Here is a 26,422-nt window from a genome sequence, read left to right on the forward strand (position 1 = left end):
ATCCGACTCGACGGACGCGTCGCGATCGTCACGGGTGCGGGCCGGAGCCTCGGCCGGGCCTACGCGCTCGCCCTCGCGGCCGCAGGCGCTGCCGTCGTCGTCAACGACGTGGATGCGGCATCGGCCGGCGCCGTGGTGGAGGAGATCCGCGCCGCGGGCGGGTCGGCCACGGCCGCCATCGCGGCGGTCGGCTCGACGGCGGCGGCGGAGGAGCTCGTCCGTGCGGCTGTCGAGGCCTTCGGCCGCCTCGATGTCCTCGTCGCCAACGCGGGCGTGCTGCGCGACCGCGTGCTCTGGAAGATGAGCGATGACGAGTTCGATCTCGTCGTCGAGACGCATCTGCGCGGCACCTTCACGTGCGCCCGCGCCGCCGCGTCCTTCCTGCGTGAGCAGGGCGAGGGCGGGCGCATCGTCCTGATCGGCTCGCCCGCGGGCCAGTTCGGCAGCTTCGGCCAGACCAACTACGCGGCGGTGAAGGCGGGCATCGTCGCGATGGCGCGCACATGGTCGCTCGAGCTCGCCCGCGCCGGCATCACGGTGAACGCCGTCGTCCCGACGGCGCTCTCTCCCATGACGGCCACGATCCCCGCATACGCGCAGGCGTGGGAGGACCACCTCGCGGGCCTCCCGGTCCCGCCGGAGCTCCGCCGGGAGAAGGCGCTGGGCACCCCCGACGATGTGGCGCCGCTGGTGGTGTGGCTCGCATCGGAGAGGGCCGCAGGAGTGACGGGCCAAGCCATCGGGATCGGCGGCGACCGGCTCACCCTCTACGCCCACCCGCAGGTGCTCGACACCGACCATCGGGACGGCGGGTGGAGCGCGGAGCAGATCGACGCCGCCTGGGCCGACCGCTTCGCCGCGCAGGCGCAGCCCTCGGGGCCGCCGTCGCGGAGGGAGGACGCGTGAGCGGTATCCACTACAGCGACCTGTGGGCGCGGATCGCCCGGGCCGATCCCGACCGCACCGCCATCGTCACGCCGACGCGGCGCCTCAGCTACGCGGAATTCGCCGCGGAGGCGGGTGCGCTCGCCCGCCACCTGCGCGAGAGCGGCGTGGGCCTCGGCGACGCCGCGGCGCTCCTGCTGTACAACCGGGTCGAGTACCTCACCTTCTTCTGGGCGTGCCTGGCCGTCGGCGCCTCACCCGTCGCGATCAACTACCGCTACCGGGCGGGCGAGGTGCGCGCGCTTCTGGAGGACTGCGATGCGAAGGTGCTGATCGCGCCGACATCGCTCACGACCGTCGCCGCCGAGGCCGTGACGGGTCTTGAGCCCGTCGTCCGGCTCGTCGCCGTCGACGACGGGGGCGGTACCGCATCCATCCCGGGCGCCGAGGACTACGACGCGATCATCGCGGCGGGCGGCGAGATCCCCCTGGACGCGCCCCGCGGCGCGGATCTGCGGCTCTACACGGGCGGCACGACCGGCGCCCCCAAGGCCGTCGTCTGGGAGATGGACACCCTGCTCCAGGCGCGTCGCCAGTCGACGTGGGGGGTCATCGGGATCGACCCGCCGGAAGACCTCGACGAGGCGGTGCGCATCGCGACCGCCCCGGAGACTCCGCGGGTGGTGACGTTGCCGCTGCCCCCGATGCTGCACGGCACCGCGCAGTCCACGACCATGGGGACCCTCGCCCTGGGCGGCACGATCGTGCTCCTCGAGAACGCCCACCTCGACGTCGCGGAGGCCCTCGCCATGCTGCACGAGCACGGGGTGACCCGTCTCGTGGTCGCCGGGGACGCCGTCGCGCTGCCCTTCGTCGACGCCGTCGAGGCGGACGGTCGGGGGCTCGGACGCGTCGATTCGATCATGAGCTCCGGCATGCGTTTCAGCGACGAGGTCAAACGACGTCTGCACGAGCAGGGCGACGTGATGATCATCGACCTGCTCGCCTCCAGCGAGGGCGGGCCGTTCGCGTTCGGCATCACGCGGGCCGCCGACGATCTGCCCGCAAAGCTCATGCTGACTCCCGGCACCGTGCTGCTGGACGAGGATCTCGCCGAGATCCCTCCTGTCGCCGGCGCCCGCGGCATCCTCGCCTTCCGCGGCGTCCTCCCCCGGGGCTACTACGGCGACCCCGAGAAGACCGCCCGCACCTTCCCGACGATCGGCGAGCACCGTTACGTGATGCCCGGCGACTGGGCCCTCGCGCGCGGTGACGGCTCGGTGGAACTGCTCGGTCGACTCAGCGCCGTGGTCAACACGGGCGGCGAGAAGGTGTTCCCGGCTGAGGTGGAGGAGCAACTGCTGACGCACCCCGACATCGACGACGCCGTCGTGTTCGGCCTGCCGCATCCGCGATTCGGCGAGGTGGTCGCGGCCATGATCGTGCCCGTCGCCGGAGCCGCCATCGACCTCGATGCCCTCGCGGCCTACCTCGACGAGCGCCTCGCCGGATACAAGAAGCCCCGCCAGGTCTTCGTGCGGCCGACGCTCGCACGCAGCCAGACCGGCAAGATCGAACTCGCGCGCGTCAAGGCCGACGCCGCCGCGGAACAGGCAGAACGGATGCAGGGAGCACGATGACCATCGATCTGAACGCCGTCACCGCGATCGACGTGCACGTCCATGTGCAGATCGACGACAGCGGACGCACCGCGTCGCCGCCCGCCCTGACCGCCGCCATGGCGGCGTACTTCGGCAGCAGCGAGCCGCCGCGCACGGTGGACGCGACCGCTCACTACTACCGCGAGCGCAGGATGGCCGCGGTCGTGTTCACGGTGGACGCGACCACCAACCTGGGCCACGCCCCCAACAGCATCGACGACCTCGCCGCGGGCGCCCACCGCAACGCCGACGTGCTGATCCCGTTCGGCAGCGTCGACCCGCTCCAGGGCGAGGCGGCGGTCGAGGAGGCGCGCCGCCAGGTCGGCGAGCTGGGCGTGCGCGGATTCAAATTCCACCCCTCGGTGCAGGGCTTCGACCCGTCCGCCGAGGAGTTCGATCCGCTGTGGTCCACGATCGAAGAGCTCGGCGTCCCGATCATCGTCCACACGGGTCAGACGGGTGCCGGCGCCGGGACCCCCGGCGGATGGGGATTCCGACTGTCGCTGTCGAATCCGATGCTCCTCGACGACGTCGCGGCGCGGCATCCGGACCTTCAGGTGATCATGGCCCACCCGAGCGTGCCGTGGCAGGACGAGGCGCTGTCGATCGCCACGCACAAGCTCAACACGTGGATCGATCTGTCCGGCTGGTCGCCGAAGTACTTCTCGCCCGCTCTCGTGCGGGCCGCGCGCACCTACCTGAAGCACAAGATGCTCTTCGGGTCCGACATGCCCGCCCTCACCCCCGACCGGTGGTTGAACGACGTACAGACGCTCGAGTTCCCGGCCGACGTGCACGAGATGATCGTCAAGCAGAACGCCGCCCGACTGCTGGGGCTGTCGTGACGGCCGCCCCCACCGACGTCTTCGGCTACGCCGGGCGGCTCACGGAGGCCGAAGCAGCCAAGCTCAGCGAGTTGCGCGATCTACTGGAGCACCGCGCTCGACCGCATCTGGCCGCCTGGTGGGAGGACGCCCACTGTCCCGCGCACCTGCGCACGGAGATCGCGGCGCTGCACCTCGAGGACGATCCGGCGATCGTCGGCGAGGACGGCGAGCCGCGCCCGCTCTACGTCGGCTTCCGCCACCTCGAGCTCGCCCGCTTCGACATGTCGATCGGCACCCTCTACGGCGGGCAGGTGGGCATGTTCCGCACGCTCGTGCGCCGGGGCGGCTCCCCCGAGCAGGTGGAGCGGTGGGATCCCCGCATCCGCTCGTTCGATCTCACCGGATGCTTCGCACTCACCGAACCCGACCACGGCTCCGACGTCGCCGGCGGCCTCGAGACCACCGCGACCCGTGAGGGCGACACGTGGCGCATCCGGGGCCACAAACGGTGGATCGGCAACGCGGCGCTGTCGGAGGTGATCGTCGTGGTCGCCCGCGACACCGCCGACGATCAGGTGAAGGCGTTCCTCGTGCCGCGTGCGGCCGAAGGGGTGACGGTGCGCGACGTGACGGGGAAGATCGCGCTGCGGATGGTGCGCAACGGCGACATCGAGCTGCGCGATGTGCGCGTGCCCGAGAGCGATCGGCTGCAGCGCATCGACTCCTTCGCCGACCTCGCCGCGATCCTGGCCGACCTGCGGTTCGTCGTCGCGTGGAACGCGGCCGGACTGCAGATCGGGGCGTACGAGGCCGCGCTCGCCTACGCGTCGCGCCGGCGGCAGTTCGGGCGGCCGATCGCGGGGTTCCAGCTCGTGCAGGAGAAGCTGTCGCGGATGCTGGGGAATGCCACCGCGACACTCGCGCTGGCCGTGGCGATCACCGACGCGCGCCAGAACGGCGGCGCGGACGAGATGCAGGCGGCGCTCGTGAAGGGCTGGGCAGCCGACCGCGCCCGCGAGACGGTCGCCCTCGCCCGGGAGATCTGCGGTGCGGAGGGTATCCGCGTCGACAACGACGTCGCCCGCTTCTTCGCCGACGCGGAGGCGCTCTACACGTTCGAGGGCACGAGGGAGATGAACGCGCTGATCGTGGGACGCGCCGTCACGGGACTCAGCGCCTTCACCCGCTGACGGTCAGGACTCGGGGCGCGCGTACCCCGCCGCGGCGAGCTGCCGGGAGATGGAGGTCGCCGTCAGTCGCACGAGGTGGATCATGTTCTTGCCGTCCACATCCTGCTCGGTCAGAGCGAGCGAGCAGGCGGCGACCACGGAGCCGTCGGCCGCGTAGACGGGTGCGGCGACGCTGATGTGCACGTTGTCCACCTGCCGGTCGCTGACGGCGTAGCCGCTGCGGCGGATGTCGGCGAGCAGGCGCTCGAGCAGCACCGGGTCGGTGTAGGTCCGCGAGGTGAAGGCGGTGAGCGGGCGCGCGAGGACCTCCGCCCGCACCTCCTCGGGTGCGTGGGCGAGGAGCACGAGGCCGATCGCCGTCGCGTGCAGCGGATATCTGTTCCCGACGCGGGGTCTCGCCGCGGGTCGACGCGGGCTCTGCAGGAGCTCGATCGAGACGAGTTCGAGCCCCTCGCGGATCGCGAGGTGCGCGGCGTATCCCGTCGTCTCGTACAGGTCGAGCAGGTAGGGCCGGGCGAGGCGCTGCAGCCCGACCGATCGCGGCGCGAGCGATGCGGTCTCCCACAGACGCAGGCCGATGTTGTAGCGCCCGTCGGCGTCCCGCTCCAGCGCGCCCCACTCGGTGAGGCGTTTGACGATGCGGTGACAGGTCGCGATCGGCAACCCGGTGCGGCGAGAGATGTCCGAGAGGGACTGACGCACGCGACCGCCCTGGAAGGTGCCGAGGATGGCAAAGGCCCGGTCGATCAGCGAGCGCGCACCGTCGTCGGACGTACCCTCCAGCGCCATCGCCATGCCCCCCATCATCGCTGATGCGTCCCGCCCTGGCTATGCCCCGTTTCCGCTGCGTGGAACCCACCTCCCGTGCCGCCCTCGCGCGTGTCTCGGCCGATGCCCCCGCCGGGGCTGGTGCTGGTGCTGGTGCTGGTGCTGGTGCTGGTGCTGGTGCTACACCCGCATCCGTGTCTCACTCATGCACGCCCAACGCGCCCCAAACGTGCACAAGTGAGACACGCAGCCCCTGCGCACGCCACGCCCCGCATCCATGTCTCACTTATGCACGCTCAACACCCGCGAGACCCGCACAACCGAGACACGCAGCACCCCGCGCACGCCACGCACACATCCGTGTCTCACTTATGCACGCGCACAGCACCCCCTACCTGCACAACCGAGACACGCAGCAGCCCGCGCACGCAGCACCCCGCGCACGCCACGCACACATCCGTGTCTCACTTATGCACGCTCAGCACCCCCGAAATCTGCACAAGTGAGACACGCACCGCCGCGCGCGCCAGGTGCGTGCCGCCCGGCGACGACGTGCGTCAGGCGGTGAGGACGAGCTTCAGCTGCTCGATCGCCCAGTCCAGTTCCGTCGCGCGCACGACGAGCGGCGGCGCGATGCGGATGGTCTGGCCGTGGGTGTCCTTCACGAGCACCCCGCGCCCGAGCAGTCGCTCGGCGACCTCGCGCGCGGTCCCCTGCGCGGGGTCGATGTCGACGCCGGCCCAGAGTCCCGCCACGCGCACCGCCGAGACGCCGTGGCCGACGAGGTCGTTCAGCCGCGACTCGAGGTGCTCACCGAGCGCTTTGGCACGCTGCTGGAACTCACCCGTGGCGAGCATCTCGACCACGCGATGCCCCACGGCAGCGGCCAGCGGGTTGCCGCCGAACGTCGAGCCGTGCTCGCCGGGACGAATGACGCCCAGCACCGCCGCATCGGCCGCGACGGCGGAGACGGGGAGGATGCCGCCACCCAGCGCCTTGCCCAGCACGTACATGTCGGGCACGACGCCCTCGCGCTCGCACGCGAACGTGTAGCCGGTGCGCCCGAGGCCCGATTGGATCTCATCGGCGATGAACAGCACCTCGTGGCGGGTGCAGATCTCACGCACCGCGGCGAGGTATCCCGAGGGAGGCACGATGACGCCTGCCTCGCCCTGGATCGGCTCGATCAGCACGGCCGCGGTGCTGTCGGTGATGGCCGCTTCGAGGGCGTCCGCGTCACCGAACGGTGCCGCGACGAACCCGGGTGTGAACGGGCCGAAATCGCCGCGCGCCTCAGGGTCGTCGCTGAAGCCGACGATGGTCGTCGTCCGGCCGTGGAAGTTGCCGCCCGCGACGACGATCTCGGCCGCACCGGCAGGAACCCCCTTCACCCGGTACGCCCACGCGCGGGCGACCTTGATCGCGGTCTCGACCGCCTCGGCGCCCGTGTTCATCGGCAGGACGAGGTCCTTGCCGCACAGCTCGGCGAGCGCAGCCGCGAAGACGCCGAGCTGGTCGTTGTGGTACGCCCGGCTCGTCAGGGTGAGGCGCGTGAGCTGCTCCTGCGCGACCGCCACGATCGCCGGATGCAGGTGGCCGAAGTTGAGGGCGGAGTACGCCGACAGCAGGTCGAGGTAGCGCTTGCCCTCGACGTCGGTGACCCACGATCCCTCACCGCGGGAGATGACGACCGGCAGCGGGTGGTAGTTGTGGGCGAGGTGCGCGTCCTCGGCCGTGATGATGTCGCTCGTGGTGGTGTCGAGCACAGACATGTCGGTCTCCTTCATCGACGTCATCGACGCAGCTCCAGCGTGCAGCACTTGATGCCGCCGCCGCCGAGCAGCAGCTCGGACAGATCGATCAGCACGGGGTTGTACCCGCGCTCGCGCAGCTGCGCCTCGAACCCTTTCGCGCGGGGCGAGATGAACACGTTGTAGCCGTCGCTGGCGGAGTTCAGCCCGAAGACGTCGCCGTCCGCATCCGAGACGCGGATGGCGTCGGGGTAACGCTCGGCGAGGATCTCCTGGCTCGCCTCGTCGAACGCGCCCGGAAGATACGCGATGTTCGCCTTCTCGACGCCGCCGGGGCCCTCGACCGGGTCCAGCACGGCGATCGCGGTGTCGAGGTGGTAGAACCGCGGATCCACGAGCGTGAGCGAGACGACCTCACGGCCGAAGACCTCTCCGACCTCGCGGTGGCTGTCACCGGTCGAGCGGAAGCCGGTGCCGGCGAGGATCGTGTTCCCCACGAGAAGGAAGTCCCCCTCGCCCTCGTTGACCTCCTCGGGTCGGGCGACGCGGAACCCGTTCGCGGCGAACCAGTCCATGAACGGCTCCGCCTCCTCCGCGCGCTCGGCGAAGCGGAACTTCGGGCCGTAGGCGACACCGTCGATGACGAAGCCGCCGTTGGCCGTATAGACCATGTCGGGAAGCCCGGGCACGCCGTCGATGAGGCGCACCTCGTGGCCGAGCGCGACGTAGGCGTCGTACAGCGTCTGCCACTGCGCGACGGCCTTGGCCGTGTCGGTCGGGTCGGCGGGCCGCATCCACGGATTGATGGAGTAGCTGACCGTGAAGTGCTCGGGACGGCACATCAGGTAGCTGCGGCGCTGGGCGATACGGGATGAGGGCACGGATGCGGTGGACATTCAGCTCCTTCGACATACGGCGGACGCTGTCCTGGGGCCCGGCGGAGCTGTCAGAGAGCCGGCGACACGGGCACGCCGGATGACATTCTCGCACGATGAGGCCGATCACGACCGGAAGCCCGCACCCGATGCGGCCGTGCCAGGCTGGAGCGCACACCCCTGTCGAAGGAGACCCTATGAAGCAGCGCACACTCGGACCGTTCTCCGTCTCGGCCATCGGCCTCGGAGCCATGCCCCTCTCGATGAACAACGACAACGAGCTCCCCGATCGGCAGAGCGCGATCGGGACCGTGCACGCCGCGCTGGATGCGGGCGTGACGTTCATCGACACGGCCGACATCTACGCCCCGAGCTGGGATGCGATGGGGCACAACGAGCAGCTCGTCGCCGAAGCCCTCGCCTCGTGGGGCGGCGACCGCTCGTCGATCGTGGTGACGACGAAGGGCGGCATCACGCGCACCGAGGAGAAGGACTTCGGCCGCGACGGCTCCCTGCCGTACCTGCGCGGCGCCGTGGAGTCGTCGCTGCGGCGCCTGGGCACCGACGTCATCGACCTGTATCAGTACCACCGCCCCGACCGCTGGATCGTCTACGGCGAGATCATGCAGAACCTCAAGACCCTGCACGACGAGGGCAAGGTGCGCGCGCTCGGCATCTCGAACGCGAGCATCGAGGAGATCCAGATCGCCCAGGAGGTCCTCGGCGACGCGCTCGTGAGCGTGCAGAACGAGTTCTCGCCGCGCCATCCCGGCAGCTACAAGGAGCTGACCTACTGCGCGGATGCAGGACTCGCGTTCCTCCCTTGGAGCCCGCTCGGCGGCACCGGCGGCGGCGGACGCTCAGTCGGCGAGCGCTTCCGCGTGTTCTCCGAGGTCGGCGAGGCGCACGGCGTCAGCCCGCAGCAGGTAGTGCTCGCCTGGGAGCTCGCCCTCGCCGACACCGTGATCCCGATCCCGGGCGCACGGCGTGCCGCATCCATCACCGACAGCGCGAAGGCGGCCGATCTGGAGCTGTCCGCGGACGAGATCGAGCGACTGTCCTACTCGGTGGGCATCGACGCCTGACGCGCGAGAGGACGAAGGGATGCGGCGGGCGATCGTTCCGGCCGCATCCCTTCCTCGTCGATAGGCCCGTGGCGTCCGGTGGTCACAGAGCGGGTCTATGATCAGACGTCCGATAGTTGCGGATAGTCAACCTTTTCCGCCTCATCCCACCGGAGGCTCCATGTCCGAGACTGCGCGCACCGACCAGCCAGTGATGACGCACCGCGCCATCCTGCTGGTGATCTTCGGCCTCATGGCCGGCATGTTCCTCTCCGCCCTCGACCAGACCATCGTGGGCACGGCGATCCGCACGATCGGCGACGACCTGCACGGGCTGAGCCTGCAGGCCTGGGTCACCACGGCGTACCTGATCGTCTCGACGATCGCCACGCCCATCTACGGCAAGCTCTCCGACATCTTCGGCCGCCGACCCCTCTTCCTCTTCGCCATCATCGTGTTCATCCTCGGCTCCGTGCTCGCGAGCTTCTCGACCGACATGGTGCAGCTCGCCGCGTTCCGCGCGGTGCAGGGCCTCGGCGCCGGCGGTCTCATGTCGATGCCACTGGCGATCATGGGCGACATCCTCGCGCCGCGCGAGCGCGCCAAGTACCAGGGCTACTTCCTCGCCGTCTTCGGCATCTCGAGCGTCATCGGCCCCCTGGTCGGCGGACTCTTCTCCGGCGCGGACCAGATCCTGTGGATCGCGGGATGGCGCTGGGTGTTCCTCATCAATGTGCCGATCGGCATCATCGCCCTGTTCATCGTCGTGCGCTTCCTGCACATCCCGCACCACCCGCGCGAGTCGGTGCGCATCGACTGGTGGGGCGCGGCGCTCGTCGTGGTCGCCCTCGTCCCGCTCCTGCTGGTGGCCGAACAGGGCCGCGAGTGGGGCTGGGACTCCCCCATCGCCATCGCCTGCTACGTCGTGGGTGCGCTAGGCGCTGTCGCGTTCGTGTTCGTCGAACGCGCGATGAAGACGGATGCGCTGATCCCGCTGACGCTCTTCCACTCGTCGACGTTCTCGATGGCGACCGTCATCGGCGTGCTCGTGGGCTTCGGCATGTTCGGTGCGATGCTGACGCTGCCGCTGTATCTGCAGCTCGTGCTGGGCGCCACGCCCACCGAGAGCGGCTTCCAGATGCTGCCGATGATCCTCGGTCTCATGATCGCCTCGATCGCGAGCGGTCAGATCATCGCGCGCACCGGCCGGTACCGCATGTTCCCGATCCTCGGCACGCTGTTCCTCTCGGGTGGATACGTGCTGCTGACCTTCCTCCGCGTCGACAGCTCGTACTGGTTCCTCGCCGGCGCCATGCTGCTGCTCGGTCTCGGTCTCGGTCAGCTCATGCAGACGCTGACGATCGCCAGCCAGAACTCCGTCGGTCTGCGCGACATGGGTGTGGCCACGAGCGCGTCGACCTTCTTCCGTCAGATCGGTGGAACCCTCGGCACCGCCGTGCTCCTCTCGCTCCTGTTCACACTGGTGCCCGCGAACATCCAGAACTCTTTCGCCGATGAGACGACCGTCACGAACGCGCTCGAGGCGGCGCTCGATCCCGCGGTCACCCAGGCTCCCGAGAACGCGGCGATCATGAAGACGATCTACGACCCGATCGTGGCGAACCTGCAGCAGGCGGCGAGCGCCGCATCCGTCGACCTTTCGAACGATGCCGCCCGCGAGGCGTTCGTCGCTCAGGCCGTGCCGCAGGTGCAGGAGGCTCTCGCCTCGAAGAGCGACGACCAGAGCTTCGACGGGTCGGTCATGAACGACACGTCGTTCCTCAACGGCGCAGACCCCCGCCTGACCGCTCCGATCCTCGTCGGCTTCAACGATTCCGCGACGGTCGTCTATCGAGTGGCGCTGGGTGTCGTGCTGCTCGCGTTCGTGCTGACGCTGTTCTTCCGCACGCCTCCGCTGCGGGCCAAGTCCGCGCTGCAGGAGGCGGCGGATGAGGCGGCCGCCGCATCCGAAGCCGACGATCCGGCCGTGCTCGCGCAGGCCGCGGCGGCGGATGCGGGTGCGCTGGTCGCGCCCGACACCGGCCCCGTGCCCACCGCGGACCGACCACTCACGAGGCGAGACCTCCGCGACTGAGCTCCGTCACCGCGCATGTCCCACGCGCCGCACCGCATGTCCCACGTGCTGCAGGAATCGGGTCTGATTTCTGCAGCAAGTGGGACATGGATTCGGGAACCGCCCGGCGCGATGACAGGGCGACCGGCCCGGGCCACGCTCTAGATGACCTCTTCGCTCCACGCGTCGGGGTTGCCGAAGCGGTGCGCGGTGATCGCGATGGCCTGTTCGTGCAGGAACGGCAGCAGCTCGAGGCGGCCGGCCGTGGTGACCGGGTTCGCGTAGACGGCGAGATCCGGGTCTCCGGCGATCGCCTCGGCCAGCGTTCGGTGCAGGACGTCGGTCTCGGAAGCGGGCCCCACGAGCCGCGCTCGCGCGACGCGCGGCTTCACGCTGACACCGGCCGCATCCGCCTCGGCGCGGGTGAGCCGCTCGATCCACTGCGCGTCGGTCTCGACGTGCACCGTGAGACCCGCCTCGCCCAGGGCGCGGCGGACGGCGGGCGGAAGCCCCGTCGCCGTGCTCAGGGATGCGGCCGAACCTGCGCGCAGGGCGGCGAGCGCGACGCGCAGCACCTCCTGCACCTCCGCGCTCGCGGTCGCCCGCACGGCGACGTCGACCGACCGGTACCGGAACAGGTTCCGCTCGACACCGAGCCCCGTCACATCCTTGATGCGGCCGAACTCACGGTCCCACTCCACCGCGTCCGACAGCGCTGCCCGGCGCAGCCATTCGAAGCGTTCGTAGTCCAGTGACGGCTGGGCGGCTTCGATGATCGCGGTGATGCGCGAGTCGAGCCCGCGCAGATGCAGCGTGGTCGAGCCACCGACCGCGGTGGGTCGCCAACTCCCGAGGCCGATCAGGTAGTTCGGGCCGCCGGCCTTCGTGCCCGCCCCGACCGATGAGCGCTTCCATCCGCCGAAGGGCTGGCGCTGCACGATCGCCCCCGTGATGCCGCGGTTCACGTAGAGGTTTCCCGCCTCCACGCGGTCGAGCCACAGCGCGAGGTCGTCGGGGTGCTGGGTGTGAAGACCCGCGGTCAGCCCGTAGGCGACCGCGTTCTGCAGCTCGATCGCCTCGGCCAGCGACGATGCGTGCATGACGCCCAGCACCGGACCGAAGAACTCCTCGAGGTGGAAGCGCGACCCCGGCGCGACGCCGGTGCGGATGCCGGGACGCCACAGCCGTCCCGCCAGTTCGGGTGCACCGTCGATCTGCTCGGGCTCCACGAGCCACTTCTCGCCGTCGTCGAGCGTCGTCAGCGCCCACGCCAGTTTGCCCTGCGGCGGCTCGATCACCGGCCCCACCTCCGCGGCGGCGTCGGCGGGCGATGCCACCACGAGCGAGCGCGTGGCATCGACGAGCTGGCGCGCGAAGCGGGCCGAGCGCCCCACAGAGCCGACGAGGATCGCGAGGGATGCGGCGGAGCACTTCTGTCCGGCGTGGCCGAACGCGCTCCGGACGAGGTCGGATGCGGCCAGATCGAGATCGGCCGACGGCATGATGATGATGGCGTTCTTGCCGCTCGTCTCCGCCAGCAGCGGCAGGTCCGGTCGCCAGGAGCGGAAGAGCTGCGCAGTCTCCCACGACCCGGTGAGGATCACCCGATCCACCGCGGGATGGGAGATGAGCTGCTCCCCCAGCTCCCCTTCGTCGATGTCGACGAGAGCGAGCAGGTCGCGGGGCACGCCCGCATCCCACAGCGCCTCGGCGACGACGGCCGCCGAGCGGCGCGCCTGCGGGGCAGGCTTGAACACCACGCCGGAGCCGGCCGCGAGGGCCGCGAGCACGCCTCCCGCGGGGATCGCGAGCGGGAAGTTCCACGGCGGAGCGACGACCGTCAGCCGCGCCGGGACGAAGACGGCACCGGCGACCCGGTCCAGCTCGCGCGCGGTGGCGGCGTAGTAGTTGGCGAAGTCCACTGCCTCGCTCACCTCGACGTCCGCCTCGGCGAGCACCTTGCCGGTCTCGGATGCGGCGACCTCGATGAGCAGGTCGCGCCGCGCCTCGAGGGATCGCGCGGCCGCCTGCAGCACCACGGCCCGGTCGGCCGCTGGCAGCGAGCCCCAGCCGGCGGCCGCGTCGCGCACGCGCGCGATCGTGCGCTCGAGAGTGTCGGTGTCGCCGACGCGGGCTCCGCCGATGGTGGCGTCGCCGGCGGTCGAGGTCTCGATCCTCTCGATGATGCGCTGCGCCCACTCGCGGTTGGCGGGGAGAGCCGGGTCGGTGTCGGCGGCGGGGCGGAAGCCGGGCGCCCCGTGCACGCCGGCGTTCGATTCGCGCGGCGAGAAGACGGCCGTCTCGACGAACTCCGCGCCGCCGAACAGGACGGAGTGCGCGTCGGGCTCGGTGCGGTCGGCGGCGATGCCGAGCACGGCCTGGGTGAGACCTGCGATCTCCTGCGTGGGGGCGGGGTCTCTCAGGATGGCGGGCTCGGCCGCATCCGCTGCGCTCTGCAGACGGTTCTGCCCGCGCCGGGGTCCGATGCGCAGCCCCGCCTCCGTCGACCGCTGGATCGATGCGAGGAAGCGGTCGCGCTCGCGTTCGAACAGCTCGGGGTCGGTGTCGAGATCGAACGCGGCGGAGAGGAAGTTCTCGTTGGACGCGTTCTCCTCGAGCCGGCGCACGAGGTAGCTGATCGCCACGTCGAACTCGTCGGGACGCACGACCGGCACGTACAGCAGAACGGAGCCCACCTCGCGAGAGACCGCGGCGACCTGACCCGCGGCCATACCCAGGAGCATCTCGAACTCGATGCGCTCGCGCACACCGCGCTCGCCGGCGAGCAACCACGCGTAGGCGACGTCGAAGAGGTTGTGACCGGCGACACCCACGCGCACGGCGGCGGCGTGGTCGGCATCCAGTGCCCAGTCGAGGCAGCGCAGATAGTTCGCGTCGGTGTCGAGCTTCGTGTCGTACGGGGCCTGCGGCCAAACGTGCATGATCGCGTCGACGCGCTCCATCGCGAGGTTCGCGCCCTTCACCAGGCGCACCTTGATGCCGGCGCCGCCGCCCGCGACGCGCTGCCGGGCCCAGGCGGTCAGCTCCTGCAGAGCCGGGAGCGCATCGGGCAGGTACGCCTGGAGCACGATGCCCGCCTCGAGCTGCGAGAGCCGCTCGTCCTCGAGGATGCGGGTGAACACCGCGATCGTGAGGTCGAGGTCGCGGTACTCCTCCATGTCGAGGTTGATGAAGGTGCCGTCGGCGGCAGCGCTCAGATACAGCGGCAGCAGGCGCTCGACGACACGCTCGACGACCTCGTCGAACGCCCAGAGCGAGATGTGCCCCGCGATGGCCGAGACCTTGACCGAGACGTAGTCGACGTCGGGGCGGCGGATGAGCTCGTGGATGCCGTCGAGTCGGCGCCGCGCCTCGTTCTCGCCCAGCACGGCCTCGCCCAGCAGGTTGAGATTCAGCTTGGCGCCGCCCGCGCGCAGCTTGGTGATCGCCGCCCCCAGCTTCTCGGGGCGGGCGTCGACGATGAGGTGGCCGACCATGTCGCGCAGCGCACGGCGGGCGATCGGTACGACGGGCGTGGGCACCGCCGGGGCGACGGCCCCTCCGACCCGCACGGCGGAGCGCAGGTACCAGGGCAGGAAGTCGGGCACGAGCGGGGCGATGCGGCTGAGGTTCGCCGCCGCCGCCGACAGGCTCTCGGGGCGCATGACACCGTCGACGAACCCGATCGTGAACGGCAGCCCGTTGGGGTCGCGCAGCACTCCCGCGAGGCGCTCCGCCGCGGGGTCCGCGTGGGCGTCGGCGGCTTCGGCGACCCAACGGCGCGCGAGGGTGACCGCGTCGTCGGCGAGGGATGCGGGACGCGGCGCTCGTGGCGCCCCCGCCTCGGTGCTGGAGGACATGCGCTCAGCCTACGTCGGGGCCCGGCGGCGCCACCGGCGTGACACGAGCCCGCGGACGGCGCCGGATCAGCGCCAGATGCTGGGGGCGGGGCGACGCGTCGACGGTAGCGCCACATCTTCGGCCCAGCGGAGCATCCACTCCTCGGGAGCCGGCACGGTGGCGGGATCCTGGCCCAGCGCCTCGAACAGCTCTGTGAGGCCCACCGTGCCGCCGGAGCGACGCACGAAACGACCGCGGGCGATGAGCTGCGCGTAGATCTCACCGTCGACGACGGCGCGGTGTTCGAGGTAGACGGCGCGGTCGTCGGCGGCGATGACGCGCGACTCCACGTCGAAGCGCTGCCACAGATGCAGCGACTTGCGGTAGCTGATGGTCGCGTTGGCGACGACCGGATACCAGCCGCGCTCGCGCATGAGGTCCCAGAGCCCGGTGCGCATCAGCAGGTCGAAGCGACCGAGGTCGAACAGCGACAGGTACCGTCCGTTGTTCATGTGCCCCACGACGTCGAGGTCGGTGGGAAGTGTCGTCAGTCGGATGCGCCCGACGCCGAGCGAGTCCATCGCGCCTTCGCGACGGTAACGGCGGCGGGAGGAGGCGAGCAGAAGCAGGGTGCGCCAGATCACGTTCACGACGACAGATCGTAGGAGAGCGCAGGATGATGCGGCAGTCGATTGTACGAATCCGACAGCGGCGGCGGCCGCATCCGGGTCGTCGCTGGTGGCCCGCAATGACCCGGCGGAGTCGATTTCCGCCGTTCGTGCCGCCCGCGTAGAGTCTGGCCATGGAAGCCGACCTCACCACCGATGTGATCGTCCGCCCGGTACGCGACGTGGACGCCGAAGCCCTCGGTCGCGTGCACGCCACGTGCTGGCACGAGACCTACGACCACCTGATCAGCAAGGCCGCACTGGAGCGCGTCTCGCCCCGCAGGCTCGCCGAGCTCTGGACCCACTGGGCCGAGCAGGGCCCCGACTACCGCATGTCCGCGGCACTCGTGGAAGGCGAGATCGTGGGCTTCGTCGGCTCCGGCCCCGCGCGCGACGAGGACGCCCCGCGCGAGCGCGAGCTGTACTTCATCTACCTGCTGGATGCGTGGCACGGCACCGGCATCGGCCAGAAGCTCTTCGACGCCGCCGTCGAGCCCGGCGAGCAGCTCTACCTCTGGGTCGCCGACGACAACCCGCGAGCCCACCGCTTCTACACGCGCAACGGCTTCGCCCTCGACGGCGCGACGCACACCGAGCCGTTCCTCGGCGAGACGCTGACCGAGGTGCGCTTCACCCGCTGACCCGGGCCTCACATCCGGTACTCCGCTTTTTCGCGAGACTGCATCCTCGTCACGAGATCACGGGTATTTCCCGTGATCTCGTGTGGGAAATGCAGTCTCGCGGCCGTTTGAGCGGCGGATGCGGGATCAGCGGGCGCTGACCGTGCCGAAGAGCCGCGCGATGGGCGCGAGCACGAGGGGACGCGCGGCGATCCACCCGCCGGCCATCACGAGCACGGATGCGGCGAAGATCCAGAACCCGGCCCAGTTGTCCGCGTAGGCGGTGGGATCCGTCGACCCCTGCGCGGCGTACATGTGGTTGAGGTTGCGCAGCGCACCGGTCGCGAAGACGAGGGCGACGTGCACGATGATGAACGCGACGAAGTAGAGCATCACGGGGAAGTGCACCTTGCGCGCCCACTCGATCGGGTAAGCGCGGTTGAGGGTCTCCGCCTTGCGCGGCCACAGTCCACTCATCCGCACCCCCGTGAGGATCGCGAGCGGAGCGGCGACGAACACCGTGGTGAAGTAAGCGAGCTGCTGGAGGCTGTTGTAGTTCACCCAGCCGTTCTCGGTCGGCCAGTCCAACGACGCGTACTGCAGCATCGCGGACAGCGCGTTGGGCAGCACCTCCCAGCTGGTCGGCACGATCCGCATCCACTGCCCCGTCACGAACAGGAGCACGAGGAACACGAGGCCGTTCACGAGCCACAGAAGATCGAGCGACTGGTGGAACCAGATCGTCAGGCTGGTCTTGCGCTTGCTGTTCCACCGCGGCGTCCAGAACGCCGTCGGCCGCTTCTCGCGCCGCACCTGCAGACCCGACCGGATGATCAGCAGCATGAAGAACGCGTTGAGGAAGTGCTGCCAGCCGAGCCAGGCGGGAAGGCCCACGGGGGCGCTCTCGGGCAGGTGGTACTCGCCCGGGTAGGTCGCGAGGAAGTCGCGCAGCGGGTCGAGCGAGACGAGCCACCGCGTCGCGAACACGATCATCGCGAGCGCGAACAACGCCCCCGCGCCGGCCACGATGCCCGCGCCCACCCACTGCAGCGCGGTGAACGGGCCGTAGCGGCGCGGCTCGGGCCGCGGCGCGGGAGGCTCGAGCGCGGCACGTCCGGGAAAGACGGTCGGCGTGAACGGCAGCGGCTCCCGCATCCGTTCGACGTCCGTGGTCGCTTGCGCGAGGGACTCCGGATGCGGCTCCTCGCCGGGGTTCGGCGCGGATCGCGTCTCTTGAACATCCGGGACAGGCGCCCCGCCAGCGGGTGCGGCGGGCGTAGTGCGCGTGGTGGCCGAGCCGGGGTCCGCGGCCGATCCGGCGGTCACGTCGGAGTCAGTGTCGGGTGCGGAATGCGTCGCAGCGCCGATGTCCGGAGCGGTCGCCACGGTGGCGGCCGGCCGCATCCGTCCCGCCGGGGGCCACGGCTCCCCGCCCGCCACGCGCGGCAGCCCCCGCCGTACGGGCTTCGAGCCTTGCTCGCCTGTCACAGATCGCGCGCTGTCCGCGCGATCTGTGACAGGCGAGCCGGGGTGGGAGTGGCCCTGGAGGGTGGGAGCCGAACCACTGGCGGCACTCGGCACCGCGGCCACGCGTGCAGCATCCACGGCGGAGCCCGCACCGTCGGGTCCAGGGAGCCGAACGACGGGAGACGCAGGATCGACCGTCTGCGCCGGAGGCCAGGGTTCTCCCCCCGCCACCCGCGGCAGCCCCCTTCGCACCGAGCGCCGGCCATGTTCGCCTGTCACAGATCGCGGGGGTACCCCGCGATCTGTGACAGGCGAACCGAGGGATAGCGACCCCGCGTCCGCCGCCACAGGGGTGACCTCCACCTGACGGGAGGCCTCTGCACCAGGGGCAGCCGCGGAAGCCACGGCGGGCTCCACGGCGGCGGCGAAGGATGCGGGAGGCCACGGCTCCCCGCCGGCAACGCGTGGGAGGCCCCGGCGCACGCGAGGCGGGCGATCAGCCACGCTCAGCCCCGCTTCGCCGCGAGGGCGTCGATGAGCTGCGGCACCACCTGGAACACGTCGCCGACGACGCCGAAGTCCGCGATCTGGAAGATCGGCGCATCGGCGTCTTTGTTGACGGCCACGATGGTCTTCGCGGTCTGCATGCCGGCCTTGTGCTGGATGGCGCCCGAGATCCCGAGCGCGACGTAGAGCTGCGGTGACACCGAGACACCGGTCTGTCCGACCTGATGCTCGTAGGGGATGTAGCCCGCATCCACCGCTGCGCGCGATGCGCCGACGGCGGCGCCGAGCGCGTCGGCGAGCTGCTCGACGAGGGCGAACTTCTCGGCCGAGCCGAGTCCGCGTCCGCCCGACACCACCCGTGCGGCTCCCCGCAGCTCGGGACGCGAGGATGCCTTCTCCACCACCTCGGTGGACAGGACGGATGCGGCGGGCACACCCGACGGGGTCACCGACAGCTCCGTCACGACCGGCTCGACGGACGCGGCTCGGTCCTCGACCGCACCCTGACGCACGGTCGCCACGAGCGGCCCGAAGGTCGCCGCCGCGTCGACGGAGTACGCGCCGCCGTAGACGGAGTGGTGAGCGATCACGCCCTCGTCGTCGCGATCGAGCCCCACGATGTCGACCGCGAGGGCCGCGCCGAGACGCGCGGCCAGCCGCCCCGCGACGTCGCGCCCGTCGATCGAGTGCGAGACGAGCACCGCCTCGGGCGCCACCTGCCCCACCGCCGCGGCGAGCGCGTCGACCTCGGCCACACCCAGTCCCTCACCCCCGGGGGCGACGAGCACGCGAGGCGCACCCCACTCCCCGGCCGTTGCGGCGAGCGCCGCGTCGCCCACGACGAGGGCGACGGGCGTTCCCACGCGGGATGCGGCCCCGAGGAGTGCGGCGCCGGATGCGGCGAGTCCCCCCGCCGCGGAGGTCTCCAGCAGCACCAGGATCGCGTCGTCGGCGAAGTCGGTCATCGTCGTCACCTCTCAGACCAGGCGGTTCTGGATCAGGAACTCGGCGAGGCGGTTGCCGCCGTCGCCCTCGTCGACGATCACCTGGCCGGCCGCGCGCGCGGGCCGGGGGGCGATCGCGATCATGATCGAGCGCGCGACATCGGGGTCGTCCGCGTCGATGCCGAGGTCGGCGAGCGACAGCGTCTCGATGGGCTTCTTCTTCGCCGCCATCACGCCCTTGAAACCGGCCATCCGCACCTCGGGCATCGCTTCGGTGATCGAGATGACGGCGGGCAGTTCGGCACGGATGCGGCGCACGGCACCGTCTCCGGGACGGTCGCCCTCGACGGCGTCCTCGGCGAGCTCGACGCGCGCGAGGCCCGTGGCGGAGGCCACGCCCAGCCGCTCGGCGATCATGGCGGGGATCACGCCGCCCACACCGTCGGTGGACTGGTTGCCCGCGATGACGAGGTCGAAACCGGTCCGCGCGATGGAGGCGGCGAGCACCTGGGCGGTGAGTCCGAGGTCGGCGCCGCGGAGCGCTTCGTCGACGATCTGCACGGCGGAGCCCGCGCCGAGCGCGAGCGCCTTGCGCAGCGTGGGCGTCGCCTCGTCTGCGGCCATCATCATCGCCACGACCTCGGTGCCCGCGTGCGCGTCGGCGAAGGAGAGCGCGGCCTCGAGGGCGCGCTCCCCGATCTCGTCGATGACGCGATCGCTGGCGGCGCGGTCGGCCAGTCCGGTCTCCAGATCCAGGATGCGGTCACCGTAGGTGTCGGGGACTTCTTTGACCAGCACGATGATTCTCATGGGGCGGTGCTCCTTCGACAGGACGAGTCTAGACGACACTCGGTGTCAGCGATGGCGGAACTCAGGCGCACGCTTCTCGCGGAAGGCGGCCATCCCCTCCTTCTGGTCTTCGAGGGCGAAGAGCGTCGCGAAGCTCTGCTTCTCGAACCGCAGCCCCTCCGCCAGCGTCGTCTCCTGCGCCGCACGCAGCGCCTCCTTCGCGGCATAGACGACCGGCAGCGATTTGGCGGCGATGGCCTCGGCGACCTCCATCGCCGCATCCCGGAGCTCGGCCGCGGGGACGACGCGGGAGACGAGTCCCGCGCGCTCGGCCTCCTCGGCCCCCATGCGACGCCCGGTCAGCACCAGCTCCGCGGCCTTGTACGCGCCTACCGCACGCGTGAGCCGCTGGGTTCCGCCGAGACCCGGGATGACGCCCAGCGCGATCTCGGGCTGACCGAACTGCGCGGTGTCGGCAGCCAGGATGATGTCGCAGATCATGGCGAGCTCGCATCCGCCGCCGAGGGCGAAGCCGGCGACCGCGGCGATGAGCGGCGTCCGGGCCCGTGTCACCGCTTCGAGGGCCGCGAACGGGTTGTCCACGAGCATGTCGCGCGCGGACTTGTCGGCCATCTGCTTGATGTCGGCACCCGCGGCGAACGCGCGCTCGCTCCCGGTGAGCACGATCGCCCCGACGCCCTCGTCGGCGTCGAAACCGGCGACGGCGGCGGCGAGCTCACCCACCAGGGTCGAGTTGAGGGCGTTGAGGGCGTCGGGACGATTCAGGGTGATCCACCCGACGCGGCCGTGCTGCTCGACGAGGATCGTCTCGTAGGTGCTCATCTGCCCATCGTGGCATGAGCGCACCTGCGGGGGCAGGGTCGCTCCCCGGGGAATTCCCCTCAGACCCGTTCGACGATGAGGGCGTTCGCCATGCCGCCGCCCTCGCACATCACCTGCAGCCCCCGGCGCCCGCCGGTGTGCTCCAGGTACGCGACGAGCGTGCCGAGCAGCCGGGTGCCGGACGAGCCGACCGCGTGCCCGAGAGCGATCGCGCCGCCCCAGGGGTTCAGACGCGCGGGATCGGCGCCGAGCTCGCCCAGCCACGCGAGCGGCACCGAGGCGAACGCCTCGTTCACCTCGTACGCGTCGATGTCGTCGATCGTGAGCCCCGCGCGATCCAGGATGCGGCGCGTCGCCGGGATCGGCGCGGTGAGCATCATGAGCGGGTCGTCGCCGACGACGGCGAACGAACGCAGGACGGCGCGCGGGCGCAGCCCGAGCTCCGCGGCGCGTTCGGCGCTCATGAGCAGCACGGCGGAGGCGCCGTCGGTCAGCGGCGACGACGATCCGGCGGTGACGCGCCACTCGAGCTCGGAGAAGCGCGCCGCCGCGGCGTCGGTGCGGAACGCCGGCGGCAGAGCCGCCAGCGCGTCCACGGTCGTCTGCGCGCGGATCGTCTCATCGGTCTCGACGAGACCGGTCGGCGCCTCGACGGGCACGAGCTGCGAGACGAAGAACCCCGCCGCAGCCGCCGCGGCGGCACGGCGGTGGGACTCGGCCGCATAGGCGTCCAGCGCTTGGCGCGACAGGCCCCACTTCGCAGCGATGCGTTCGGCGGCGATGCCCTGCGAGACGAGGCCCTCGGGATAGCGCTCGCGGAGCAGCGGCGAGACGGGGGACCCGGATGCGGCCGCCGAGCCGAGGGGCACGCGGCTCATCGACTCGACACCGCCGGCGATCACGATGTCGGCAGCCCCGGCCATGATCGCGTGCGCCGCCGAGTGGACGGCCTGCTGACCCGAGCCGCACTGGCGGTCGAAGGTCGCGGCGGGCACCGTCTCGGCGAAGCCCGCCGCGAGCACGGCTTGGCGCGCGATGTTCGTGGACTGCTCGCCGACCTGGCTGACGCAGCCCAGCAGCACGTCGTCGACGAGGGCGTCCTCGAGGCCGTTGCGCTCGACGAGGGCGCGCAGCACGCCGGCGGCGAGGTCCACGGGATGCACCCCGCTCAACGCACCCCCGGGTTTCCCTCGACCCGAGGGCGTGCGTACCGCGTCGACCAGCACCGCCTCGCGCACGGACTCAGCCCTTCTCTTCGGGCCGCTCGCTGACATGCTCTGCCGCGTCGTCGGGGACGTAGCCCGCGACGTGCCGTTCCTCGTGGCCGGTGTAGACCGAGAGCGGACGGATGAGGGCGTTGCGGCTGTACTGCTCCATGATGTGCGCCGTCCACCCGACCACACGCGCGGCGACGAACAGCGGGGTGAAGGTCGCCGTGTCGAACCCGATGAGGTTGTAGGCGGGCCCCGACGGGTAGTCGAGGTTGGGGTAGATGCCTTTGCGCGCCACGAACTCGCTCTCGAGCGCGTCGTAGAGCCGTGCCACATCCGGGCGGTCGTAGTGGGCGACCAGATCGTCGAGCGCCGCCTTCATGGTGGGCACACGGGAGTCGCCGCGCTTGTAGACGCGGTGACCGAAGCCCATGATCTTGCGCTTGTTCGCGAGTGCCTCGTCGAGCCAGGCGGTGACGTTCTCCGCCTCGCCGATCTCGTCGAAGATGTGCAGCACCGCCTCGTTCGCGCCGCCGTGCAGCGGACCCTTCAGCGCACCGACCGCGCCGACGACGGCGGAGTGCAGATCGCTGAGGGTGGAGGCGATGACCCGTCCGGTGAAGGTGGAGGCGTTGAACGAGTGCTCGGCGTACAGGATCATCGACCGGTTGAAGGCGTCGACGACGACCGCATCCGCCTCTTCACCGAAGGTCATCCAGAGGAAGTTCGCCGCGTAGTCCAGGTCGTCGCGCGGCGGGATCGGAAGCTGTCCGCGGCGGCGGCGCTGGCCGTAGGCGACGATCGCCGGCAGCGCGGCGAACAGCCGGAGGCTCCGCGCAAGGTTCTCCTCCGGAGTCCCCACGGCATCCAGGACCGACCCGACACCGGCGAGATCGGCGGCACCGAGCACGCTCAGCGCGGTGCGCACCTCATCCATGGGATGCGCGTCGAGCGGCACGAGCTCGATCGCCGACTGCACGGCCGCCGTCAGCGGCCGGTGCTCCCGCTCGATGCGGCGGAGCTCGGCGAGCTGTTCGTCGCTCGGCAGCTCGCCGTGCCACAGCAGGTACGCCACCGCCTCGACCGGCTGCGTGGCAGCGAGCTCCTGCACGGGGTAGCCGCGGTACAGCAGCGAGTTGGTCTCGGGGTTGACCTTGGAGATGGCGGTCTCGTCGGCGACGACCCCCGCCAGTCCCTTCCGGATCTGGTCCTGCTCGGTCATGTCACTCCTTCGTGCTGGGCCGCGCGTCACGGACGCGTGTAGGTGAAGATGCTGTCGTCGAAGCTGTTGTACTGCTCGTAGTCGATCAGGTCGTAGAGCTCGGCGCGATGCTGCATCTCGCCGACCTTGTCGCGCAGATGTCCCTTGTCGACGAGCTCGTCGAGCGCGCGCTCGGCGGCGCCCATCGCGATGCGCAGCAACGAGACCGGCCAGATGACGATGTTCACGCCCACGTCGCGCAGCTGATCGACCGAGAAGAGCTCGCTCTTGCCGAACTCGGTCATGTTGGCGAGGATCGGCACGTCGACGGCCTTGCGCATCGCCTCGAACTCGTCGAGGGTCGCCAGCGCCTCCGGGAAGATCGCGTCCGCTCCCGCATCCACGAGCGCCTTGGCGCGGTCGATCGCCGCGTCCAACCCCTCGATCGCGCGGATGTCGGTGCGCGCCATCACGAGGAAGTCGGGATCGCGGCGCGCGTCGACGGCGGCGCGGATGCGGCGAAGCGCCGTTCCTTCGTCCACGACGGCCTTGCCGTCGAGGTGCCCGCAGCGCTTCGGGTTGATCTGGTCCTCGATGTGGGCGCCCGCGACGCCGGCGTCCTCGAGCATCTGGATGGTGCGTGCGACGTTCATGGGTTCACCGAAGCCGGTGTCGGCGTCGATGAGCGCCGGGAGTTCGGTCGTCCGGGCGATCTGGGCCCCGCGCCCGGCGACCTCGGTCAGGGTCGTCAGGCCGATGTCGGGAAGCCCGAGATCGGCCGAGAGCACCGCACCCGAGATGTAGACGCCCTCGAATCCCTTGCGTTCGATCAGGCGCGCGGACAGCGGATTGAAGGCACCGGGCAGCCGCATCAACTCACCCGAGGCGAGCCCCGCGCGGAACGCGCGGCGCTTGTCGGATGCGGACGCCGTCGACCCGAGCATCAGAACAGCCCCTTCGGCGCCGGCTGCGAGAGCAGCAGCCCCGGTTTGGCGACGATCGAGAGCTGACGCACCTCGTCGGCGGTCAGCTCAGGCAGGCGCTGCACGAGTCCGAGGAACCGCTCGATCTCGGTCTCCTCCAGCACGGGCTCCGCCAGCAGCCGGAACTTGCGGACGTAGTCCTCGCGGACGAAGGGCCGGGCCCCGAGCGGATGCGCGTCGGCGACGGCGATCTCCTCCTCGATGACCGACCCGTCGGTGAGGGTGATCACGACGCGCCCCCCGAATGCCTTCTCGGCGGGGTCCTCGGAGTGGTAGCGGCGGGTCCACTCGGCGTCCTCCGCCGTGGCGACCTTGTGCCACAGCTCGACGGTGTCCGCGCGCGCCGCACGCTCGGGCGCGTAGGAGTCGACGTGATGCCAGGCGCCGTCCTGGAGCGCGACCGCGAAGATGTACGGGATCGAGTGGTCCAACGTCTCGCGGGATGCGGTCGGGTCGTACTTCTGCGGGTCGTTCGCCCCGGAGCCGATCACGTAGTGCGTGTGGTGGCTGGTGTGCAGCACGATCGAGTCGACGTTCGCGGGATCACGGAGCTCGGGCCGTTCGGTGCCGAGCTTGCGGGCCAGGTCGATCCACGCCTGGGCCTGATACTCGGCGGAGTGCTCCTTGGTGTACGAGTCCAGGATCGCCCGCTTGGGCTCGCCCGCGGAGGGAAGCGGCACGTCGTAGGAGGCGTCCTTGCCGTCGAGCAGCCAGGCGACGACGCCGTCCTCACCCTCGTAGATGGGCGAGGGCGAGGTCTCACCGCGCATCGCGCGGTCGACGGCCTCGACCGCCATCTTGCCGGCGAACGCGGGGGCGTGCGCCTTCCAGGTGGAGATCTCGCCCTTGCGGGACTGACGAGTCGCGGTGGTCGTGTGCAACGCCTGCCCGACGGCCTGGTAGATCGTCTCGGCGTCCAAGCCCAGCAGGGTGCCGATCCCGGCCGCGGCCGAGGGGCCGAGGTGCGCGACGTGGTCGATCTTGTGCTTGTGCAGGCTGATCGCCCGCACGAGGTCGATCTGGATCTCGTAGCCGGTCGCGATGCCCCGCACGAGCGCCTGCCCGTCGGCGCCGACGTGCTGCGCCACGGCGAGGATCGGCGGGATGTTGTCGCCCGGGTGCGAGTAGTCCGCCGCGAGGAAGGTGTCGTGGTAGTCGAGCTCGCGCACGGCGACGCCGTTGGCCCACGCCGCCCACTCGGGCGAGGTGCGGCGCTCGAGCGCGCATCCGAAGACCGTCGCGCCGGCGCCGCCGACCGAGACCGCGTGATCGAGCGCCTGCTGACGCGCGGCGACGACGGGACGGCGGGTGAGGGATGCGGCGGCGACCGCCGCGTTGTCGATGAGCCGGTTGACGATCATGTCGACGACGTCCGCGTCGACCGCCACGGGGTCGGTGGCGACCTCGGCGATGTGCCAGGCCAGCTGGCCTTCGCGGGTGAGCTTCTCTTCGCTCGTGTGGACACGGAGGTGGTGCGTGATCATGCTGCTCCCGGGGTGGATCGTGCGACGCGGGGGACGTCGGATGCGTCGGCGAGCGACGCGAGGATGGCGGTCAGGGCGTGGTGCAGGTGCACGTGGGTGGCGTGGGCGGCGAGCTCCGCGTCGCCGTCGGCGATCGCGCGCGCGATGAGGCGGTGCTCGGCGGCGGAGGCGGCGAGACGTGCGGGGTTGTCGCGCGCGAGGCGGCGCACACGGACCAGGTGGGTGCGCACGGTTCGCAGAGCGGCGATCAGATACTCGTTGCCGACGGCCGCATCCAGCGCTTGATCGAACTGCGCGATCGTCGCGTAGTAGGCGTCGGCATCCGCCTGCGGATCCTCGGCCGCCCAGCGCTCGGCGAGCGCGGCGAACGGCTCACCCGGAGCCCCGTCCGACACGCGTTCCGCCGCGATGCGAGCGGCGGACTCCTCGAGCGCCCGGCGCACGGCGAAGAGGGCGCGGATGTCGTCGGCGTCGATGTCGGTCACGACGGTGACCCGCGGCGAGGCCTGAGCGACGAGGCCGTCGGCGGCGAGGCGCCCGATGGCCTCTCGCAGCGGCGTGCGGCTCACGCCGAGCCGGCGCGCCTGCTCCACCTCGGCGAGCACCGTTCCCGGCGCCAGCTCACCGGACTGGATCTGCTCGAGAAGGGTGCGGTACGCACGGTCGCTCGCCCGCATCCCGCCTCCTCTGCCGTCATCCGATGAACTCGCACAGTGTATGCATAAACCACCGCACGACGCCACTCAGTGACACTTTGAGCACTTTGGGTA

At 70.9% G+C, this 26,422-nt stretch carries 21 protein-coding genes; 7 read left to right on the forward strand and 14 right to left on the reverse strand.

The window, feature by feature from the left end; translation table 11 throughout:
* From LXM64_RS14090 to LXM64_RS14105, 4 genes are read left to right on the forward strand one after another with little or no spacing between them, the layout of a single operon-like run.
* Positions 1-906, forward strand: coding sequence for an SDR family oxidoreductase (locus LXM64_RS14090; protein WP_419144869.1), 906 nt, complete (start codon positions 1-3; stop codon positions 904-906).
* Positions 903-2,525 (forward strand): AMP-binding protein, encoded by a 1,623-nt coding sequence (locus tag LXM64_RS14095; RefSeq protein ID WP_234073751.1) that lies wholly within the window; start codon positions 903-905, stop codon positions 2,523-2,525. Before LXM64_RS14090 ends, LXM64_RS14095 begins: the two co-directional genes overlap by 4 nt.
* Positions 2,522-3,391: an amidohydrolase family protein gene (locus tag LXM64_RS14100; RefSeq protein ID WP_326490533.1), complete on the forward strand. Its 870-nt coding sequence runs from the start codon at positions 2,522-2,524 to the stop codon at positions 3,389-3,391. Before LXM64_RS14095 ends, LXM64_RS14100 begins: the two co-directional genes overlap by 4 nt.
* A complete protein-coding gene (locus LXM64_RS14105) occupies positions 3,388-4,563 on the forward strand; it encodes an acyl-CoA dehydrogenase family protein (RefSeq protein ID WP_234073752.1) in 1,176 nt (391 codons plus the stop codon). The genes LXM64_RS14100 and LXM64_RS14105 overlap by 4 nt, the downstream gene beginning before the upstream one ends.
* Positions 4,564-4,566: 3 nt before the next feature.
* Here LXM64_RS14105 and LXM64_RS14110 read toward each other — a convergent pair whose 3' ends face one another.
* The 3 genes from LXM64_RS14110 to ddaH all read right to left on the reverse strand — a co-directional run bounded on the left by LXM64_RS14110 (position 4,567) and on the right by ddaH (position 7,978).
* Positions 4,567-5,358, reverse strand: coding sequence for an IclR family transcriptional regulator (locus LXM64_RS14110; RefSeq protein WP_234073753.1), 792 nt, complete (start codon positions 5,356-5,358; stop codon positions 4,567-4,569).
* 530 nt (positions 5,359-5,888) lie between these two features.
* Positions 5,889-7,103 carry an ornithine--oxo-acid transaminase gene (rocD, locus tag LXM64_RS14115; protein ID WP_234073754.1) on the reverse strand — a complete coding sequence of 405 codons (1,215 nt, stop codon included), beginning with the start codon at positions 7,101-7,103 and terminating at the stop codon, positions 5,889-5,891.
* 20 nt (positions 7,104-7,123) lie between these two features.
* Positions 7,124-7,978 carry a dimethylargininase gene (gene ddaH, locus LXM64_RS14120; RefSeq protein ID WP_234073755.1) on the reverse strand — a complete coding sequence of 285 codons (855 nt, stop codon included), beginning with the start codon at positions 7,976-7,978 and terminating at the stop codon, positions 7,124-7,126.
* Between the two features lie 176 nt (positions 7,979-8,154).
* On the opposite strand from ddaH, the gene LXM64_RS14125 reads away from it, so the two are divergent.
* Positions 8,155-9,042 carry an aldo/keto reductase gene (locus LXM64_RS14125; protein WP_234073756.1) on the forward strand — a complete coding sequence of 296 codons (888 nt, stop codon included), beginning with the start codon at positions 8,155-8,157 and terminating at the stop codon, positions 9,040-9,042.
* A gap of 160 nt (positions 9,043-9,202) precedes the next feature.
* On the forward strand, positions 9,203-11,116 hold the full coding sequence (locus LXM64_RS14130) for an MDR family MFS transporter (protein ID WP_234073757.1): 1,914 nt from the start codon (positions 9,203-9,205) through the stop codon (positions 11,114-11,116).
* Positions 11,117-11,256: 140 nt separating this feature from the next.
* Here the strand turns inward: LXM64_RS14130 and LXM64_RS14135 are convergent, their stop codons facing one another.
* Both LXM64_RS14135 and LXM64_RS14140 read right to left on the reverse strand, forming a co-directional pair.
* Positions 11,257-14,955 carry a proline dehydrogenase family protein gene (locus tag LXM64_RS14135; protein WP_234073758.1) on the reverse strand — a complete coding sequence of 1,233 codons (3,699 nt, stop codon included), beginning with the start codon at positions 14,953-14,955 and terminating at the stop codon, positions 11,257-11,259.
* 66 nt (positions 14,956-15,021) lie between these two features.
* Positions 15,022-15,585, reverse strand: a complete 564-nt coding sequence (locus LXM64_RS14140; protein WP_234073759.1) for an acyl-CoA thioesterase — start codon at positions 15,583-15,585, stop codon at positions 15,022-15,024.
* Positions 15,586-15,737: 152 nt separating this feature from the next.
* On the opposite strand from LXM64_RS14140, the gene LXM64_RS14145 reads away from it, so the two are divergent.
* On the forward strand, positions 15,738-16,244 hold the full coding sequence (locus LXM64_RS14145; protein ID WP_234073760.1) for a GNAT family N-acetyltransferase: 507 nt from the start codon (positions 15,738-15,740) through the stop codon (positions 16,242-16,244).
* 126 nt (positions 16,245-16,370) lie between these two features.
* On the opposite strand, the gene LXM64_RS16130 is transcribed toward LXM64_RS14145, so the two are convergent.
* The 9 genes from LXM64_RS16130 to LXM64_RS14190 all read right to left on the reverse strand — a co-directional run bounded on the left by LXM64_RS16130 (position 16,371) and on the right by LXM64_RS14190 (position 26,329).
* Entirely contained in the window at positions 16,371-17,549 is a 1,179-nt protein-coding gene (locus LXM64_RS16130) for a cytochrome b/b6 domain-containing protein (RefSeq protein WP_326490534.1), read from the reverse strand.
* Positions 17,550-18,196: 647 nt separating this feature from the next.
* Positions 18,197-19,162, reverse strand: coding sequence for an electron transfer flavoprotein subunit alpha/FixB family protein (locus LXM64_RS14155; protein WP_234073762.1), 966 nt, complete (start codon positions 19,160-19,162; stop codon positions 18,197-18,199).
* A 12-nt stretch (positions 19,163-19,174) separates the two neighbouring features.
* Entirely contained in the window at positions 19,175-19,951 is a 777-nt protein-coding gene (locus LXM64_RS14160; RefSeq protein WP_234073763.1) for an electron transfer flavoprotein subunit beta/FixA family protein, read from the reverse strand.
* A gap of 45 nt (positions 19,952-19,996) precedes the next feature.
* Positions 19,997-20,773: an enoyl-CoA hydratase-related protein gene (locus tag LXM64_RS14165; RefSeq protein ID WP_234073764.1), complete on the reverse strand. Its 777-nt coding sequence runs from the start codon at positions 20,771-20,773 to the stop codon at positions 19,997-19,999.
* Between the two features lie 59 nt (positions 20,774-20,832).
* Complete coding sequence (locus LXM64_RS14170; RefSeq protein WP_234073765.1) at positions 20,833-22,011, reverse strand: thiolase family protein; 1,179 nt, start codon at positions 22,009-22,011, stop codon at positions 20,833-20,835.
* Positions 22,012-22,015: 4 nt separating this feature from the next.
* The gene (locus tag LXM64_RS14175; protein ID WP_234073766.1) at positions 22,016-23,206 is read right to left on the reverse strand and encodes a bifunctional 2-methylcitrate synthase/citrate synthase; all 1,191 of its coding nucleotides are present in this window, start codon (positions 23,204-23,206) and stop codon (positions 22,016-22,018) included.
* A gap of 26 nt (positions 23,207-23,232) precedes the next feature.
* Positions 23,233-24,129, reverse strand: a complete 897-nt coding sequence (prpB, locus tag LXM64_RS14180; RefSeq protein ID WP_234073767.1) for a methylisocitrate lyase — start codon at positions 24,127-24,129, stop codon at positions 23,233-23,235.
* Positions 24,129-25,652, reverse strand: a complete 1,524-nt coding sequence (locus tag LXM64_RS14185; RefSeq protein ID WP_234073768.1) for an MmgE/PrpD family protein — start codon at positions 25,650-25,652, stop codon at positions 24,129-24,131. Before LXM64_RS14185 ends, prpB begins: the two co-directional genes overlap by 1 nt.
* A complete protein-coding gene (locus tag LXM64_RS14190; RefSeq protein ID WP_234073769.1) occupies positions 25,649-26,329 on the reverse strand; it encodes a GntR family transcriptional regulator in 681 nt (226 codons plus the stop codon). The genes LXM64_RS14185 and LXM64_RS14190 overlap by 4 nt, the downstream gene beginning before the upstream one ends.
* Between the last annotated feature and the right edge of the window lie 93 nt (positions 26,330-26,422).

It is taken from the genome of Microbacterium binotii, assembly GCF_021398715.1.
GTDB classification, from domain to species: Bacteria; Actinomycetota; Actinomycetes; order Actinomycetales; family Microbacteriaceae; genus Microbacterium; species Microbacterium binotii_A.

Coding starts and splice junctions, on each gene's coding strand:
- LXM64_RS14155 (WP_234073762.1), bottom strand. CDS start 19,162: ATGACCGACTTCGCCGACGACGCGATCCTGGTGCTGCTGGAGACCTCC.
- rocD (WP_234073754.1), bottom strand. CDS start 7,103: ATGTCTGTGCTCGACACCACCACGAGCGACATCATCACGGCCGAGGAC.
- LXM64_RS14185 (WP_234073768.1), bottom strand. CDS start 25,652: ATGATCACGCACCACCTCCGTGTCCACACGAGCGAAGAGAAGCTCACC.
- LXM64_RS14160 (WP_234073763.1), bottom strand. CDS start 19,951: ATGAGAATCATCGTGCTGGTCAAAGAAGTCCCCGACACCTACGGTGAC.
- LXM64_RS14100 (WP_326490533.1), top strand. CDS start 2,522: ATGACCATCGATCTGAACGCCGTCACCGCGATCGACGTGCACGTCCAT.
- LXM64_RS14125 (WP_234073756.1), top strand. CDS start 8,155: ATGAAGCAGCGCACACTCGGACCGTTCTCCGTCTCGGCCATCGGCCTC.
- LXM64_RS14145 (WP_234073760.1), top strand. CDS start 15,738: ATGGAAGCCGACCTCACCACCGATGTGATCGTCCGCCCGGTACGCGAC.
- ddaH (WP_234073755.1), bottom strand. CDS start 7,978: ATGTCCACCGCATCCGTGCCCTCATCCCGTATCGCCCAGCGCCGCAGC.
- LXM64_RS14165 (WP_234073764.1), bottom strand. CDS start 20,773: ATGAGCACCTACGAGACGATCCTCGTCGAGCAGCACGGCCGCGTCGGG.
- LXM64_RS14175 (WP_234073766.1), bottom strand. CDS start 23,206: ATGACCGAGCAGGACCAGATCCGGAAGGGACTGGCGGGGGTCGTCGCC.
- prpB (WP_234073767.1), bottom strand. CDS start 24,129: ATGCTCGGGTCGACGGCGTCCGCATCCGACAAGCGCCGCGCGTTCCGC.
- LXM64_RS14190 (WP_234073769.1), bottom strand. CDS start 26,329: ATGCGGGCGAGCGACCGTGCGTACCGCACCCTTCTCGAGCAGATCCAG.
- LXM64_RS14135 (WP_234073758.1), bottom strand. CDS start 14,955: ATGTCCTCCAGCACCGAGGCGGGGGCGCCACGAGCGCCGCGTCCCGCA.
- LXM64_RS14130 (WP_234073757.1), top strand. CDS start 9,203: ATGTCCGAGACTGCGCGCACCGACCAGCCAGTGATGACGCACCGCGCC.
- LXM64_RS14110 (WP_234073753.1), bottom strand. CDS start 5,358: ATGGCGATGGCGCTGGAGGGTACGTCCGACGACGGTGCGCGCTCGCTG.